At 55.8% G+C, this 16,433-nt stretch carries 13 protein-coding genes; 5 read left to right on the top strand and 8 right to left on the bottom strand.

Annotated features, from left to right (window positions below):
- Nucleotides 1-17: 17 nt before the first annotated feature.
- From OEZ10_00610 to OEZ10_00600, 3 genes are read right to left on the bottom strand one after another with little or no spacing between them, the layout of a single operon-like run.
- Nucleotides 18-2,027 (bottom strand): 3-hydroxyacyl-CoA dehydrogenase NAD-binding domain-containing protein, encoded by a 2,010-nt coding sequence (locus tag OEZ10_00610; protein MDH5631472.1) that lies wholly within the window; start codon nt 2,025-2,027, stop codon nt 18-20.
- The gene (locus OEZ10_00605) at nt 2,024-3,325 is read right to left on the bottom strand and encodes an acetyl-CoA C-acetyltransferase (protein ID MDH5631471.1); all 1,302 of its coding nucleotides are present in this window, start codon (nt 3,323-3,325) and stop codon (nt 2,024-2,026) included. Before OEZ10_00605 ends, OEZ10_00610 begins: the two co-directional genes overlap by 4 nt.
- 47 nt (nt 3,326-3,372) lie before the next feature.
- The gene (locus OEZ10_00600) at nt 3,373-5,802 is read right to left on the bottom strand and encodes an acyl-CoA dehydrogenase (GenBank protein MDH5631470.1); all 2,430 of its coding nucleotides are present in this window, start codon (nt 5,800-5,802) and stop codon (nt 3,373-3,375) included.
- A 247-nt stretch (nt 5,803-6,049) separates the two neighbouring features.
- Between OEZ10_00600 and OEZ10_00595 the strand changes: the two genes are divergently transcribed.
- Nucleotides 6,050-8,584, top strand: coding sequence for a hypothetical protein (locus OEZ10_00595; GenBank protein MDH5631469.1), 2,535 nt, complete (start codon nt 6,050-6,052; stop codon nt 8,582-8,584).
- Between the two features lie 89 nt (nt 8,585-8,673).
- Here the strand turns inward: OEZ10_00595 and OEZ10_00590 are convergent, their stop codons facing one another.
- Nucleotides 8,674-10,005, bottom strand: a complete 1,332-nt coding sequence (locus OEZ10_00590; GenBank protein ID MDH5631468.1) for an outer membrane protein transport protein — start codon at nt 10,003-10,005, stop codon at nt 8,674-8,676.
- 96 nt (nt 10,006-10,101) lie between these two features.
- Complete coding sequence (locus OEZ10_00585; protein MDH5631467.1) at nt 10,102-10,266, bottom strand: rubredoxin; 165 nt, start codon at nt 10,264-10,266, stop codon at nt 10,102-10,104.
- Nucleotides 10,267-10,379: 113 nt separating this feature from the next.
- Here OEZ10_00585 and hemH point away from each other — a divergent pair, with 113 nt between their 5' ends.
- From hemH to hemL, 4 genes are all read left to right on the top strand, one after another.
- The gene (gene hemH / locus OEZ10_00580) at nt 10,380-11,360 is read left to right on the top strand and encodes a ferrochelatase (protein MDH5631466.1); all 981 of its coding nucleotides are present in this window, start codon (nt 10,380-10,382) and stop codon (nt 11,358-11,360) included.
- A gap of 63 nt (nt 11,361-11,423) precedes the next feature.
- Nucleotides 11,424-12,239, top strand: coding sequence for a hydroxymethylpyrimidine/phosphomethylpyrimidine kinase (locus OEZ10_00575; protein MDH5631465.1), 816 nt, complete (start codon nt 11,424-11,426; stop codon nt 12,237-12,239).
- An 11-nt stretch (nt 12,240-12,250) separates the two neighbouring features.
- Nucleotides 12,251-12,901: a thiamine phosphate synthase gene (thiE, locus tag OEZ10_00570; protein ID MDH5631464.1), complete on the top strand. Its 651-nt coding sequence runs from the start codon at nt 12,251-12,253 to the stop codon at nt 12,899-12,901.
- On the top strand, nt 12,898-14,184 hold the full coding sequence (hemL, locus tag OEZ10_00565; protein MDH5631463.1) for a glutamate-1-semialdehyde 2,1-aminomutase: 1,287 nt from the start codon (nt 12,898-12,900) through the stop codon (nt 14,182-14,184). Before thiE ends, hemL begins: the two co-directional genes overlap by 4 nt.
- A 76-nt stretch (nt 14,185-14,260) precedes the next feature.
- Here the strand turns inward: hemL and OEZ10_00560 are convergent, their stop codons facing one another.
- The 3 genes from OEZ10_00560 to OEZ10_00550 all read right to left on the bottom strand — a co-directional run bounded on the left by OEZ10_00560 (nt 14,261) and on the right by OEZ10_00550 (nt 16,244).
- Complete coding sequence (locus OEZ10_00560; protein MDH5631462.1) at nt 14,261-14,497, bottom strand: hypothetical protein; 237 nt, start codon at nt 14,495-14,497, stop codon at nt 14,261-14,263.
- A 291-nt stretch (nt 14,498-14,788) separates the two neighbouring features.
- The gene (locus OEZ10_00555) at nt 14,789-15,397 is read right to left on the bottom strand and encodes a cytochrome c4 (protein ID MDH5631461.1); all 609 of its coding nucleotides are present in this window, start codon (nt 15,395-15,397) and stop codon (nt 14,789-14,791) included.
- Between the two features lie 238 nt (nt 15,398-15,635).
- Nucleotides 15,636-16,244: a cytochrome c4 gene (locus OEZ10_00550; GenBank protein MDH5631460.1), complete on the bottom strand. Its 609-nt coding sequence runs from the start codon at nt 16,242-16,244 to the stop codon at nt 15,636-15,638.
- Between the last annotated feature and the right edge of the window lie 189 nt (nt 16,245-16,433).

Here is a 16,433-nt window from a genome sequence, read left to right as displayed (position 1 = left end):
CCCTTGTGCTTCAGCTCCTAGATCGCCGGCAAGCTGTTGCTGTCCCAGCCGGTATCCGGTTTGAAACGCTCCCCATATTCATCTGCAAGACGGCCCAGGCTATGACTGATGCCGGCCGCACCCATGCTGCCTGCATAATGCATCGGTCCACCCAGGAAAGGCGCAAAACCGGTGCCATAAACCATGCCGGCATCAACCTCGTCTGCGCTATCGACAACCTGTTCACGCAAACAGGCCATGGCCTCGTTAAGCAGTCGCAGTATCAGTCGTTCGGAGACGGGTATTGCACTGCTGTTTCCGGTCTTTGTTCTGACCGGTTGACCCTTTTTATATTGATAGAATCCCTCGCCGGATTTCCTGCCAAGCTTGCCTGTATCGACCATTTGCTTCAAGCCATCCGGCACAGTAATTCCCAGGGGGCCAGACAACTCCTGGGCAACAGACAGACAAATGTCCAAACCCACGGTGTCGGCAAGATGAATTGGTCCCATGGGCATACCAAAGTCCACTGCCGCCTGGTCAATCTCGGCCAACGGAACGCCTTCCTGGTGCAGGATCATGGCTTCAATCAGGTAAGGCATCAAAATCCGGTTCACCAGGAACCCCGGACTGCTTTTCACATCCAGCGGCAACCGTTCCAGACTGGTGGTAAACGACCGAGCCCGCGCCATAACATCATCACTGGTCTGGGCACCGCGCACGATTTCGACCAATTGCATCTTGGCTACCGGGTTAAAAAAGTGCAGCCCGACAAGGCGCGATGGATCCTCGAGCGCCTCACCAATGATTTCCAGCGGGATACTTGACGTATTGGTCGCCAATACACAATCGGGTTTAACCTTCTTTTCGACGTCCTTGAATAAACCCTGCTTGGCCGCCTCATTCTCGATAATGGCTTCGACAACAAGATCCGCCCGACGCAAGCCGTCGCCATTGAGATCCGGCATCAGGCGATCCATGGCAGCTTCCACCTGGCGCGAGTCCTTCCGATATTTCTTTTGATAGAAGTCGTTGGCACGCTTCATGGCACGACCGATAGCCTCGGCAGAACGATCCTGCAGACTGACCGAGAATCCTTTATGGGCTGCCCAGGCCGCAATATCGCCGCCCATCACGCCGGCACCGATCACGTGAACGTGCTTGATGTTGTGGTCAACGGCGCGGCCCTTGCGTTTCAGCTCTTCGCTTAACAGAAATACCCTGACCAGGTTTCGGCTGGTCCTGCCGGTGAGCAATTCACCCAGGGATGTGGCTTCTTGTGCATAAGCGGAACCGCTGCGCCACAAATCAATGATTCGATAGGGTGCCGGGTAATGATCCGGGTTGGCTTTTTGCCTGACCTTCTTTTCAAGCGCGCCGGCAACCAGGTTACGCGCGCCGGGCAAACCCAGTGCACGCTTCCACAACGCCAGCCTATGCCGCGGTCTTTTGGTCAGCAACGTCGTGGCCGCCTGCATCAGGTAGCGCTCAGGCACGACCTCGTCGACGAGGCCGATTTTTCGCGCCAGCTTGCCCGGCATTGCCCGACCGGTGAGCATCATGTCCATGGCCGCGGGCGCGCCGACCAGTTTCGGCAAGCGCACAGTCCCGCCAAAACCGGGATTAATGCCGAGCATGACTTCGGGTAGTCCAATACGGGTACCAGGATCATCACGCATCACGCGGTAGTTACAGGCCAGTGCCAGCTCGGTACCACCACCCAGGCACTGACCGTGAATCACGGCAACTGTCGGGCAACGTAAACGCTCAAGGCGCGCGAATATCGCCTGGCCGCGCGCCGCCAGTTCGGCTGCCTTGTCGGGCGAGTCAATATTGGTAAATTCCTTGACGTTGGCACCGTAGATAAAACCGTTTTGCTTGCCCGAACGAATTACCAGCCCTGCCGGCATATTGGTTTCCAACTCAGCCAGCATTTCATCCAGTTCATTGAGTACCTCGTATCCGAGTACGTTGGCTGACCCGTCAGCCATGTCCAGCGTGATTATCGAGTAGCTGGCCTGATCTTCGCGTTTCCAGTGCTTGCTCATTGCGCACCTCCTTCCACCCTGACCAGCATGGCGCCACCCTGGCCGCCGCCAATGCACAGTGTTGCCACTCCCTGGCCACCACCACGGCGCTTGAGCGCGTGCAGCAGGTGTAATACCAGGCGCGCGCCGGATGCACCAACCGGGTGACCACAAGCAATTGCCCCGCCTTCCGGATTCAGATGCGCCTCATTCATACTGCCTGGCGCGGATTTCAATCCCAGTTCATCCACCGCGTATTGCTTGTCGGCCCAGGCCGCCTGGCAGGCCAATACCTGGCCGGCAAAAGCCTCGTTAAGCTCCATCTGATCGAGATCACTCATTTTCAGTTTATTGCGCCTGAGCAGGCCGGCCACCGCATGAACCGGGCCCAGCCCCATCTGACTCGGATCAACACCAGCCCATTCGTGATCCAGCAATTCACCCAGCACTGGCAAATTGTATTTCTCAACAGCCGAATCGCTGGCCAGTAACAACATCGCCGCGCCATCCGTGATCTGCGAACTGTTACCCGAGGTGACACTGCCAAACTTCCGATCGAATACCGGCCGCAGTTTCGCCAATGCTTCTGTCGATGAATCCCGGCGCAAACCGTCATCCTCGCGCAAGACATTGCCCCGGCTGTCGTAAAGTGGCTCGATTTCCCCGCTCATGTGCCCGGCTTCGTACGCTTCGGCCAGCAACTGGTGACTGCGCAGGGCGAAAGCATCCTGTTGTTCGCGACCAACTCCAAATCGATGAGCAATGATCTCGGCGGTCTGGCCCATGGACAACTTGACCAGCGGGTCACTCAAGCCGAACAACAGCGTGATCACCGGCTTCAGGTAGGACGGTCTCAGGGCAGCAATCGCGCCCAGTCGCTGCACCGGGTTGCGCGCGCGCATCAGCGTGGACAACCAGTTCACCATGGCCGTATTCCACTGGATTGGTGCCCGGCTCATGGACTCCGTGCCACCACAAAGTACCAGGTCAGAATAACCAAGAAGTATACGTTCGCGCCCGGTCGCTACTGCCTGCAGGCCCGATGCGCAATTGCGCTGCACGGTATGAGCTGGTGTGGATTTGCCACAACCAAGCCTGAGGCTGATGATACGCGCAATGTTCGCCTCGTTCGGCGACGGAATGACACAACCAATAACAACTTCATCGATGCTTTCCGGTTCAAATGGCATGCGCGCCAGTACCGGGCGGGCAGCAGCCACGGCAAGGTCTGCGGCACTGAAAGGCCCGGTCTGGCCCCGCGCCTTCAGAAAGGGTGTGCGCGCTCCATCTACTACAAAGACCTTTTTTGCTTTTGCCATGCTTGGCTCCTTTTATTCAGGTCAACTGTACGGAATGACTGGATCGGTTAATTCATATCCTGCGGAAAATCATCGACCCGAACCACGGACCGGCGAGCTTCATCTCCTGCACGAACCAGCTGTGCTTCACTGGCATCAATCACTCCTCGTTTAAGCGCCTCGTCAATCAGACCTTCCAGGTCCTTGAGCGCACGATATTCATAGCCGATATCAGCCTTGCGCAGTTTTTTCGTGGCTTCTTCGGCTGCAATTACCTTGGGCAGGGCCACTTCAACGCGACCCATGGCATCATTGGCATCATTGGAAACAAATACACCCTCGGTCAAACGATCGCGCGCCTCGGAAGGCTCAAGCAGGGTGGTGGCGATCTTGTGGCCCAGGCGGTCACCGGGCTCAAAAAACCACTTGCCCACCGGGAACACCACCAGGCGCATGATCCAGCCTACCGGCTTGCTGGGAAAATTACGAATCACCCCATCCAGCGCTTCCTGGCAACGATACAGTGCCAGGTAGCAGTACCATTTCACAAACGGCAGGTCGTCCGGCGGACTGCCCTGGTCATGAAACCGCTTCAGCACCGCAGAGGCCAGGTACATCTGGCTGAGCACATCAGCAAATCGACCGGAGAGTTTTTCGCGTCGCTTCAGCGAACCACCCAGCACCAACATGGCCACATCAGAACAAAAGGCAAACGCCGCACTGATACGGCTGAAGTGCTGACAAAAGCGGCCGGAGATGCCGCCCACCGGCCTCGGCACCAACACTGCCGAAGTAATGCCCAGCAGAAACGATCGCGCTGCATTGCTGATAGTGAAGCCAATATGGCCCCACAGCGCACGATCAAAGTCACGCGCACCTGCTTGCCTGTCTTCATTGGCCACCGCCTGCATTTCGCTGAATACATACGGGTGACACCGGATGGCGCCCTGGCCGTAAATAATCAGCGATCGGGTCAGGATGTTGGCGCCTTCCACGGTGATGCTGATGGGCAAAGCCTGGTAAGTGCGGCCCAACACGTTCAGCGGACCCATGCTGATGCCCGATCCGCCGCGAATGTCCATGGCATCATTCACCACCTTGCGCATATGCTCGGTAAGCTGGTACTTGACGATGGCCGACAACACCGACGGTTTTTCTCCGCGGTCCACGGCTCCCGCCGTCAAGGTTCTGGCTGCATCCATCATGTAGGCAAAGCCGCCGATACGCGCCAGCGCTTCTTCCACGCCTTCAAACTTGCCGATAGGCATATTGAACTGGCGCCGTATACGGGCATAAGCGCCCACCGACCGTGAGCAGACTTTGCCGGCACCGGTAGAAAGCGCCGGCAACGAAATGGAGCGTCCGGCTGCCAGGCTCTCCATCAACATGCGCCAACCTTCGCCGACGCGGGCACGGCCGCCGATGACCCATTCGATCGGGATAAACACATCCTTGCCCTGGTTCGGGCCATTCTGGAACATGATATTCAACGGGTTATGGCGGCGACCGATGGTAATACCGGGAGTAGTAACCGGGATTAGTGCCACTGTTATGCCCAGCTCCTCCTGATCACCCAGCAAGTGGTCAGGGTCATAGAGTTTGAACGCCAGACCCAGCAAGGTTGCTACCGGGCCCAGGGTGATATAGCGCTTGTCCCAGTTCAGCCGGATCCCAAGCACATCGTCCTTGCCTTCGAACACGCCCTTGCAGACCACACCGTTGTCGGGCATAGCCCCGGCATCCGAACCGGCTTCCGGCCCGGTCAGGGCAAAACACGGCACGTCCTCGCCGCTAGCCAATTTTGGCAGGTAATGATCGCGCTGTTCGTCGGTTCCGTAGTGCAGCAGCAGTTCAGCCGGGCCCAGTGAATTAGGCACCATAACTGTCACTGCCGCCGTGATACTGCGGCTGGCGATTTTCATAACTACAGACGAATGCGCCAAGGCTGAAAACCCGAGCCCGCCGTAACGAGTCGGAATAATCATGCCGAAAAACTTGTGCTGCTTGAGAAATGCCCAGATTTCCGGCGACAGGTCCATCAGCTCATGATTGATCTGCCAGTCATCAATCATCCGGCATAATTCATCTACAGGCCCGTCCAGAAACGCCTGCTCTTCCGCGGATAATGCCGGCTCCGGGGTTTTGAACAAATTCTGCCAACGCGGCCGACCGGAAAACAGCTCGGCATCCCACCAGACGGATCCGGCTTCCAGTGCTTCGCGCTCGGTTTGTGACATTTTTGGCAAAATCTTGCGGAACAAGGCGAATACCTTGTCGCTGATCAGCCATCTCCTGAGAAAGGGAATATTAAGCGGGATGACAATAACAATAAATATTGTCCAGGCCCCGTAAAGCATAACCGGCGAAACCGGGATAAGCAGCGTAATGCCCGCTAACCCTGCTGCCAGTACGGCGCTGGACACCAGCAAAGGCAGCCGCAAGTATGCCAACACCCAGAGGCCAGCCATTATTGCGACGATCCAGGTCAGCACTGCCATGTTGCTACCCTCCTTCCTGAGAAATGTTATGTTTCTATTTTAGATAGGCCTGCTAACAAAATGCACTCTCATAGATCAATTAATTACATAAAAAATTCATCAAAACACAATTTTTTACACCAAACGCGCGATAGGAGAAAAACCGTCTAAAACTAGAGGTAAATATAACTTCAAAGTACGCCTATTCCCGGTTTCCCGGGTATGAGAAGATAATGATTATCAAATCGTTCAGACTGAAGCTGTACCCATGCTCGATCCGTATTTGCTAAGCATACCCGCTGGCATCGCCCTGTTAATAAAGGGCGGTATTTACCTGTATGCACGCCAGTCGGGGCACGTCGGTTTACAGACCATGCTGTACCTGGCGCTGCTATTGGCTTTCGGGCTGCATAATATTGCTGAAATCAGTCACTTTTTTACCCTGGCCAATGGCGAAATCCCGCGAATCGCCTACTACATCATTGCATCAAGCATCCTGCTGGGCACAGCGATATTTATCCATTTTGCCATTGCGCTGACTTTCTCGGACCGCCGGGACCATCCTGCCTGGCTGGTGCCGCTCCTGGTCTATATCGGCTTTGTCGTTATTCTCGCACTGATGCTCACCACCAACCTGGTTGTCGCCGACGTGATGCGGGTTGGACCCAGTGTCAGTCGCGTAGCCGGCCCACTGTGGGTGCTGTACGAAATATTCACCCTGGGTAACTGCCTCGTGGGCATCGGAATCCTGTACCACGGCGCCCGTAACACCGAAAGCGAATCGCAACGCTTGCGCCTGACTACAGTACTTCTGGGAATTGTCCCGGCCATACTCGTCGGCATATCGGTGGCCGTAGCGCTGCGAATCGGCATCCTGAAATTCAACACCGCCATTACCCTGCCTGTTGCCACCACTTTCTTCCTGATGGTGACTGCATACGCAATCCATCAGCATCGACTGTTTGACATCCAGTTCTATATTCCGGGCACCCGCGTACGCAAACGCAAAACGTCCTTTTACCGACGCATGCGTAACATGATTTCCGAAATTGCCGATCTGAACTCTGCTGAAGATGTCATTCACCGCGTATCGGATACGCTGCGTTGCCCGGTCGCGCTGATTACCGGCAACAAGCAGGTGCTGGCCGCGGGCAACGCCTCGCACATGGCAGGACTGCCACGCACAAGCCTGGCCAGTATTGACCACATCATGATTGCCAGGGAAATTGAATCAGTGCACCCGTCGCTGCACCAGGTCATGAAACGCCACGGAATCGCGGCTGTGGTGCCATTTTTTCCGCACAGTGAACACGCTTCCGGCTGGTTGTTACTGGGTGACTCGTTCAGCAACACCGTCTACACGCCACTGGATTTCCAGCTGGTGGAAGAGCTGTTCGACAAAATGGCGGAACTGTTCCTCGACAAGATGCTGACTATCCGGACACAGTTGGCCGATACTGCCCGCGCCCTGCGTCAATCTGAAATCCAGCGAATCAAGCTTGAACAGCAACTGGGCTCCGTTCAGACCGAGAGACAGCAACTGGAACAGGAAAACCGGCAACTCATTAACCAGCAACCGGCGGACTCCATCAGCCTGGTACCGACACCTGAGACCGCGGCACTTAATATCAGTATCACCATGCTGTCCAGGGATCGACAGGCGATTGCCGTACTCAAGAACCAGTACACCCAGCTGGAAACCTATGCTGGCCTGTCATCCGCCGGCTTCGCCCGACAGGCCCAACCCGATGTATTGCTGGCGCATATTGATACTCTCAGCGCCAACATCGAAAAGAAATTGCGGCAAATGCTGCAGGACCACAACCGAAGTCATGCCTTCCTGTTTTATGGAGAAGCCGTTTCCGCCATCAAGCAACGACTGAGTAACCTGATGCGCGGCGGCATCGTCGAGCTGATCGAACCCGGCGCCAAGCCCGAGCGCCTCGCCCGCCGAAGCCACGCCCTGGCCAAGCTGATCCGGTTCACCGCGTCCATCCCGTATCCCGACTACCCGCTCGTCATTCGATCCAAGCTCATGAGGGACACGATGGACCAGGTAAGAAGTCATATAGGTTTCCACGAGCCGGTTGCACTCATCAGCAAGGAGCCTTTGCGCGCCATGGCTATCACCCGTCACATACATGACGAGCATGGCGCTGATTCCGGGTTCGTGGCGCTCGAATGCTGTAACCAGCAAGACTGGCTGGAACGCGTTGAATCAAGGTTCTCTGACAAGAAGCTGGCCACCTTGTTCATTGAAATGATCAGCCCCACTCGAGAACAGGTTCGCAGGCTCGTTGACCTCGCCCGACGCTACACGTCGGTACGCCTGGTGCTGAATATTTCACCCGTTGCCGCGGAAGCGCTTGGCGACAGCATTGTTTTGGTCAATATTCCGGAACTGTTCCGGTGCAAGGATGATCTGCCATTACTGATTCACTACTACACGCTGCAATACAATTTGCAGGCCAATGGCAACCGTTACCTGTCGCAGGGCGATGCCCAGACAATCATTAATGCCACCGATATTGACTCGCTTCACAGGCTGAAAAACCGGGTGTTTGTCATGCTGGATGAACAACTGCAGGGACAATCGGATGAGGCCATCACCAGCGTTGATATGGATACCCATACACTGGATCAGCAGGTAGCCCGCTTTGAAGCCGATATCATAGCCCGGGCCCTTGAGCAATGTAGTGGCAACAAATCCAAGGCCGCGCGCCAGCTGGGCCTCAAGCCCAACACACTGCACTACAAGATTGAACGTTACGGCCTGGGCGACAGGGACAAGAGCGGCAAATAGCATAGTTCCGGTTTGCGCAACTCATCGGTGCAGGCAATAAAAAACCCGGCCCATGACTGAGCCGGGTTTTTGTTTTCAGTGATCAGTTATCAGAATGACATGGAGCCTGATACGCTGATTATGTTGACGCTGTTGTCGTACTCGCCCACCAACTTACCCTTGAAGGTCTCGTTCTTGTCGATCTCTACAGAGTCCACGGCGATTGAGGCAAAGCCTGCATCAATGGCCATGCCGTTACCGAGCTTGTAGCCAAGACCCAGGGCCAGCCAGGTACGGTCACCATCAGGAACGCGAACGCTGCGACGCTCTTCATTGGGTACCGGGCTTTCATCGCGGGCGACGCCGGCACGAATAGTCATGGCATCGTTAACGCTGTACAACATGCCGATCGAGTAGCGGCCGGTATTTTTCCAGCCCAGGGCATCAACAGTGTCACCCTGGTTGCCGGTGTCATAACTGACGCGCAGTTCACTCATTTGCTCCCAGTTGGTCCAGGTAGCATCAGCCAGAATGCGAACACTGCCCATACCGTGGTTAAGACTTAATGATGCGGTAGCGGGAAGGTTCATAACTGCTTCGGCGTCGGTATCGACAAGGTAGCCCATGTTGGACAGTTCCGTCGGTGTATTGGTGAAGTCAGCGTCGCCATCCAGCTCGTGACGCACGCCGGAACGATAGTGGAAACCGATATCAGTATTGGCACCCATTTGGTACAACACGCCATAGTTCACGCCCCAACCAACGCTGGAACCACTGATTTCAGCGTCCGCATCACCGGCGCCAATACAGCCAGCCGTCGGGAAACCAAAGAAAGCCAGGCCGGCGCAGACACCCACCGGAGAGGTAACGCCATTACCACCCACGTTGACGGCACTGGTCAGCGTGGCACTGGCGGTCTGCAGATTCAAGCCAACGCCGATCGACAGCTTGTCACTGGCCTTGAGGGCAACGGCAGGGTTGATGTTAACAACCTTGAGCTCGGACTTGATACCGTAGTAACGACCTTTCCAGTCGGCGTCATACTCGGTACCCATGCCGAACGGGGCGCCAATACCCAGACCGAAGCGCATACCGTTTTGATTTTGGCCAACATAATACAGGTTGGGGACAATGGCCCCGTGACCGGCATCACCGCCATCACCACCTGATAACGGTGGTGTTGGTCCGGACCCGGTATCAGTAAACTCGGCTGACGGCGCAATAGAGTGCAGAGCGGCAACAGAAGTGGCCTGGTCGCCAAGTTTCATCATGCCCGCCGGGTTGAAAAACACGGTGCTGGCATCTTCCGCAGATGCCGATCCACCGGCAAAAGCACTGCCCAATCCACTGACACTTTGTTCAATAATGGCAAATCCTGAGCCCTGCGCAGTGACAGCAAACAGACTGGCACCGGCACCCATGGCTACCAACAATCTTTTCATTATGTGTTCTCCTCGAAGAGTTTTAGGCGACAACATTGAATCACATCCAGTTGCCAAATATAAGTTTTTTGCGGGTTATCTTTGTGCAAATGCCGTCTAGATCTCGACCATGTCAAAATCGGCTTTCATGGCGCCGCATTCAGGGCACTTCCAGTTCTCCGGCACATCGTCCCAGCGTGTTCCCGGCGCCAACCCATGATCGGGGTCACCTTTTTCTTCTTCATAGATGTAACCACAAATGACGCACATCCAGGTTTTCATGGTTCTCCTTTCCAATGTGATCTGCTGCTGGCAGTTTCTCATGATTGACCAAGTAGTGAAACGAACCGCATACGCGGTACAATGATTTTTTTATTTTACCGGGAAAACGACACTTGTCTGAAAAAACTGCCATTATTCTGTTTAACCTCGGTGGCCCGGACTCCCCGGAAGCGGTGCAGCCGTTCCTGCGCAACCTGTTTTCGGATCCGGACATCTTTCGCTTCCCACTGCCCTTTGTCACACAGCGACTGTTCGCCTGGCTGGTGTCTACAAGACGCGCGCCAGAAGCACGCAAAAATTATGATCAAATTGGCGGTCGATCTCCACTGCTGGATCGCACTAACGAACAGGCCATCGCGCTGCAACTGGCACTGACTGAAGCCGGCGCCGGTCATTTCGACAGTTTCGTCTGCATGCGCTACTGGCACCCGATGACTGCCGAAGTGGTTAACAAGCTGCGCCAAGGCGGTTATCAACGAGTTATTCTGTTGCCACTGTACCCGCAGTACTCGACCACCACGACCGGATCGTCCTTCAATGAATTTACTCGCGAGTGCCAACGGCAGGGCTACCGGCCAAAACGCATTGAAATCCGGCAATGGTATGACCACGACAAGTATCTACGGGCCATTATCGATTCCATCGAGACAGAACTGAAAACGCTGCCTGATACTGATCCGGAAAAAACCTATATCCTGTTTTCCGCCCACGGCCTGCCCAAAAAAGTGGTTGAGCGTGGCGATCCCTATCAGCAACAAATCGAAGCCACCTACGAATCACTCAAAACCCGCCTGGGTTGGCCACACACCGGGCTGAGCTACCAAAGCCGGGTCGGACCGCTCGAGTGGTTGCAACCCTACACGGAAGACGTGATTCCGGAACTTGGCAACGCAGGTTGGCGCCAGTTGCTGGTTTACCCCATCGCCTTTGTTTCAGATCACATCGAAACCCTGCAGGAACTGGGCATAGAATACCGGCATTTGGCGGAAAGCCATGGTATAACAAGCTACCGGGTGGCCAGGGCATTGAACGACCACCCAATGCTTATTGAAACCCTGCGTGACCTGGTACTCGAAGCCGACGCTGCTCAATAAAGTCTGCCCAAGGCCACGCCTGGAAGATTGCGCCGCGCGAGCGGAAACGAGGGTAAGAACGCGATGACACAACATCAGCCACCCCCGGTCGTCCTGGTGTTTGCCGGTTCCGATCCTACCGGTGGCGCCGGTATTGAAGCCGATATCCTGACCCTGGCCAGCCTTGGCTGCCGCGCCGCACCGGTCATAACCGCCATTACCGTCCAGGACACCATTAACGTCCACGAGTTTTACCCGGTCAACGCCGAAGGCGTGATCTCCCAGGCGCGCGCCATCCTGGAGGACATGCCCGTCGCTGCCATCAAGACCGGCATGCTGGCACAACCGGAAACTATCGCCGCCATTGCTACCATTGTGCGCAGCTACCCGGATATTCCACTGGTGGTAGACCCGGTACTGGCCTCGGGTGCTGGCGATCAACTATCCACAGAATCACTGGAAGATGCCTATCGTTCGACGCTGTTGCCGCTGGCGCGACTGATTACGCCGAACAGCCTGGAGATACGCCGACTGGCACACCAGGGTGACAGCATTGATGCCTGCGCCCAGGAGTTGCTAACGCTGGGCTGCGACAAGGTGCTGGTTACCGGCACCCACGAACGAACCGAAAGGGTCCATCACAAGCTGTTCAGCCGCGCCGGCCTCGAAGAAAGTTTTGACGTAGAGCGCCTTCCATACAGCTATCACGGTTCCGGCTGCACACTGGCATCGGCCTGCGCGGCCGGCTTTGCCCACGGCATCGAAGATATCGATGCCATCGGTCACGCATTGCATTATACCCAGCAGACGCTGATCCACGGCTACCGACCAGGCATGGGACAACACCTGCCGCATCATTTTTACTGGGCCACCGGCAAGCCGGTGCCAGACCGATCCTGAGCCCAAGCGATATGATGATCAGGGGCCTGTACGTCATTACCGACAGCGCGCTGCTGCCCGGTGAACGCCTGCTACGACATACAGCAGCGGCACTCGCCGGAGGGGCACGCCTGGTCCAATACCGCGACAAGACGTCAGACACCACCCGGCGAAAAAGTCAGGCCCAAGGCTTGCACGAACTATGTACACGCCACCAGGCGCAACTCATTATTAATGACGATCTCGAGCTGGCCGCAGAACTCGGCGCCGGGCTTCATCTTGGTAAAGACGACGGATCAGTTGCAGATGCGCGCGAAACATTGGGCAATCAGGCCATTATTGGCGTCTCCTGCTACAACCGCCTGGAGCAGGCTCTCGAAGCCGCGGCAGCCGGGGCCAGCTACGTTGCCTTTGGCCGGTTTTTTCCGTCCCTGACAAAACCCAATGCCGTGCAGGCCCATCCTGACTTGCTCACCGAAGCCAGGGCGAGCTTGAACCTGCCCATTGTTGCCATTGGCGGCATCAATGCGGACAATGCGCACATCCTGATCGAGGCCGGCGCTGACGCCGTCGCTGTTATAGACGATATTTTCGGTCATCACCGTGACAATGAAAACGAAGTTACCCGCGCAGCGCGCCAATACCTGAACCTTTTTAGCCGTAATGAAAGTGAACCAACATGAGCCAGAACATATCCCACGACCTGTTTGAAAAAGCCAAAAAACACATCCCCGGGGGCGTCAACTCGCCGGTACGGGCCTTCAAAGGCGTAGGTGGTGACCCGGTATTTTTCAGTCGCGCCTCCGGCGCCCACGTCTGGGACGCGGATGGCAAACAATACGTGGACTATGTCGGCTCCTGGGGTCCGATGATCCTCGGGCACGCGCATCCGGCGGTGATCGACGCGGTCAAATCTGCGGCTGACAACGGCCTCAGTTTTGGCGCCCCTACCGAAAGCGAAATCACCATGGCCGACAAGGTCTGCGAAATCCTGCCCTCCATCGAGAAGGTGCGCATGGTCAGTTCCGGAACCGAAGCCACCATGAGCGCGATCCGGCTGGCACGCGGATTCACCGGGCGCGACAAGATCGTCAAGTTTGAAGGCTGTTATCACGGTCATGCCGATTCGTTACTGGTCAAAGCCGGCTCTGGCGCACTGACCCTGGGCGTCCCGACGTCGCCGGGCGTACCTGCCGACCTGGCACAACACACGCTGACACTGGAATACAACAATAGTGAACAGGTACGTGATGTCTTCAAGGATATTGGCGACCAGATCGCCTGCATCATCGTGGAACCCGTAGCCGGCAATATGAACTGCATTCCACCGGTTCCGGGCTTCCTCGAGACCCTGCGCGAAGTCTGCGACAAACATGGCAGCGTGCTCATCTTTGATGAAGTCATGACCGGCTTCCGCGTTGCGCTTGAATGTGCGCAAGGGCTTTACGGCATCAAGCCGGATCTCACTACCCTGGGCAAGGTCATTGGCGGTGGCATGCCCGTCGGTGCCTTTGGCGGTCGCGCCGACATCATGAATCACATCGCTCCCGACGGCCCGGTCTACCAGGCCGGCACCCTGTCCGGCAATCCCATTGCCATGGCCGCCGGCCTGGCCACACTGGAAGCCATTTCAACACCGAACTTTTTCAGGGACCTGACGGACAAGACCGCGCTGCTGCTGAAAGGCCTGCAGGAGAAAGCGGACAGCGCCGGTATTCCATTTACCACCCAGCAGGTAGGTGGCATGTTCGGGCTGTTCTTTACTGACAAGAAGCGGGTCAGGGGATTCAACGAAGTGATGAGCTGCAATGCCGACCGCTTCAGAAAGTTTTTCCACCTGATGCTTGATCGCGGCATCTACCTGGCGCCATCAGCATTCGAAGCGGGTTTTGTCTCGGCTGCACATACTGAAGCAGACCTGGGCGACACCATAAATGCGGCGGGTGAATGTTTTAAGGATCTGTAAAACCTGAATGCAAAAAAAAGGCCGGGACGAATCCCGGCCGAGGTCTGCACCCACACACTGGTAACTTTAAATCTGTCTAGCTGGCGAGAATCGGTGCCTCTGAATTGGCGACCATGGCAACCTTGGGCCGAATAATGGCGTCGTCCAGCGCAATCTCAATACCGAGCATGGACACCACATCGTTGTGATCCCATACGCCCGGCATTTCTTCACGCAGGTAGCTGTAATGGGTCTCGTTCATGTAAACGAGATTCGGTTTTTTGCCATACGTCCCTTCATAGGTGTTCACCAGATTGACAATGTGGCTTAGCATGGTTGGCTTCTCGCTATCGTGTTCCTGTCCCTTTGCAATAAGTGTTTGCAATGGCCGTGCCAACTTTATAATATATCTTTAACTTGCTGTATTTATTAAAGAAATAATATCTATATTGCCTATATCATGTGCGTCTGGGCGTTTTTGTATCCTCATGATCAGACCGTGTTTTGTCAGTTTATCTGGCGCAATCTGCCGTTTACCGGCACCCCGGCCAGGAGTTGGACAACTCCTGGCCGGGGCGGGCAGGCTCTGAACCACCTGGCTTGTGTTTCTCGGCAAACAGTTTCGTCAATACAAGGTTTGCATGTATTGGGCGACTGCCCGAATCTCCCTCTCTGACATGTCCAGGACAATCTCGCTCATAATCTTGTTATCGTTATTGCGTTTACCTTTTTTAAAGGCCAGCAGTTGTGCTTCGGAGTAGATTGCGCTTTGCCCGGCTACACGGGGAACCCGAGGTGGTATGCCGCCGCCATTAGGTCCGTGACAAGCCACGCACGCAGCTGTGGTGGTACCGGCGTGACCATTCCTGTAAACCTGCTCACCCAGCTGCAGAAGCGTTGCATCGCCGGACTTGCGGCCAGCAGGAACTGCCTGGGCAAAATAGGCGGCGAGATCAGCAATATCGGTATCAGATAACGCGGTTGCCTGTGGAGCCATAACCGGGCTGTGGCGCAACCCGTTTTTGAAATCCTCGAGCTGCTTGACCAGGTAGCCGGCGGTCTGGCTCGCCAGATCAGGCCATTGGGGATTGGGAGCTATACCGTTTGGGCCATGGCACTGGCTGCAAGCACGCGCCTTCTGCGCGCCACGACCAACATCGCCAGCCGCAAACACTTCTGTGCCGCCAGACAACAAAGCGCCTAGCACGGCAATCGGGAAAAGTCTGTAAATCATGTATACCCCCCGCTGACCAAAGCTGAATTACGGGAAAATCAATCCTCCCGGGCTCTTTCGTTTCGTCTTGGTTTGCAGGTTGTTATTGATTTTATCCCGTTCGCGGTCTTCGCAACGGCTACAGCGGCAAACACAATAATACGGTATTGAACTGGCCCCCTGACATGATCTGGCTCAAATAAAAAGGCCGCACTCTTGCGAGTGCGGCCTTTTTAGCTCAACTTGCCAAGTTGGCAGTTTAGCGCAATCCCTGCATGTACTCCGAAACCGCCTTGATTTCGTCCAGGGACATACTGAATGCAATTCCGGTCATAACCTTGCCGTCATTGGTACGCTCACCATCCTTGAACGCTTTCAACTGTTTTTCGTTGTAGGCGGCGTTCTGACCGGACACGGCAGGATAATGGGGCGGGATACCCTGGCCAGACGGCCCGTGACAAGCCATGCACGCTGCCACCTTGGTTTCAGCGTTACCACCTCGATACAGGCGTTCACCATTTTTCGCCAATGACTCATTGCTGGCAGTGCCTTGCTTGGGCGCCTCACTGGCAAAATAGGCGGCGATATTGGCCATGTCTTCGTCCGATAACGCCATGACCTGACCCAGCATTAACGGATCCTTGCGTGCACCACTCTTGAAGTCTTTCAGCTGCTTGACGATGTAGTCAGCGGACTGGCCTGCCAGATTCGGCCACATAGGATTGGCAGACTGACCATTGGCGCCGTGACAACCGGCACAAACAGCGGCTTTTTCCTTACCTTTGGCAATGCTGCCGGCGGCCATGGCGTTGGTGGCTGCCAGGCTTGCGGCAACCAGCCCGATTACGGTCCATACTGCTTTCTTCATGATTCCCCCTATTTGGGTTGGGTCGATTAACAGGAACATCGAGGTTACCGGCCTTCGGCACTCCCCGATTCAGGTCGCCCCGGAACAAGTCGACTGAATGGCTTGTCATTCCGCGGGTGACGTGCAATCTTGGCGCAAGCATGGCGGAAACAATCCAGCCCGACCTCGCAGCAGGTCTGCGACAGGCTT

Source organism: Gammaproteobacteria bacterium (assembly GCA_029880545.1).
Lineage (GTDB): Bacteria > Pseudomonadota > Gammaproteobacteria > Acidiferrobacterales > SZUA-150 > JAOUOD01.
The sequence above is the reverse complement of the archived record's forward strand: the minus strand, read 5'-3'. Positions and strand labels throughout refer to the sequence as shown.

What these genes read in the sequence shown, in the direction of transcription:
- OEZ10_00610 (MDH5631472.1), bottom strand. Translation starts at nt 2,027, where the DNA reads ATGAGCAAGCACTGGAAACGCGAAGATCAGGCCAGCTACTCGATAATC.
- OEZ10_00605 (MDH5631471.1), bottom strand. Translation starts at nt 3,325, where the DNA reads ATGGCAAAAGCAAAAAAGGTCTTTGTAGTAGATGGAGCGCGCACACCC.
- OEZ10_00600 (MDH5631470.1), bottom strand. Translation starts at nt 5,802, where the DNA reads ATGGCAGTGCTGACCTGGATCGTCGCAATAATGGCTGGCCTCTGGGTG.
- OEZ10_00595 (MDH5631469.1), top strand. Translation starts at nt 6,050, where the DNA reads ATGCTCGATCCGTATTTGCTAAGCATACCCGCTGGCATCGCCCTGTTA.
- OEZ10_00590 (MDH5631468.1), bottom strand. Translation starts at nt 10,005, where the DNA reads ATGAAAAGATTGTTGGTAGCCATGGGTGCCGGTGCCAGTCTGTTTGCT.
- OEZ10_00585 (MDH5631467.1), bottom strand. Translation starts at nt 10,266, where the DNA reads ATGAAAACCTGGATGTGCGTCATTTGTGGTTACATCTATGAAGAAGAA.
- OEZ10_00575 (MDH5631465.1), top strand. Translation starts at nt 11,424, where the DNA reads ATGACACAACATCAGCCACCCCCGGTCGTCCTGGTGTTTGCCGGTTCC.
- thiE (MDH5631464.1), top strand. Translation starts at nt 12,251, where the DNA reads ATGATGATCAGGGGCCTGTACGTCATTACCGACAGCGCGCTGCTGCCC.
- hemL (MDH5631463.1), top strand. Translation starts at nt 12,898, where the DNA reads ATGAGCCAGAACATATCCCACGACCTGTTTGAAAAAGCCAAAAAACAC.
- OEZ10_00560 (MDH5631462.1), bottom strand. Translation starts at nt 14,497, where the DNA reads ATGCTAAGCCACATTGTCAATCTGGTGAACACCTATGAAGGGACGTAT.
- OEZ10_00555 (MDH5631461.1), bottom strand. Translation starts at nt 15,397, where the DNA reads ATGATTTACAGACTTTTCCCGATTGCCGTGCTAGGCGCTTTGTTGTCT.
- OEZ10_00550 (MDH5631460.1), bottom strand. Translation starts at nt 16,244, where the DNA reads ATGAAGAAAGCAGTATGGACCGTAATCGGGCTGGTTGCCGCAAGCCTG.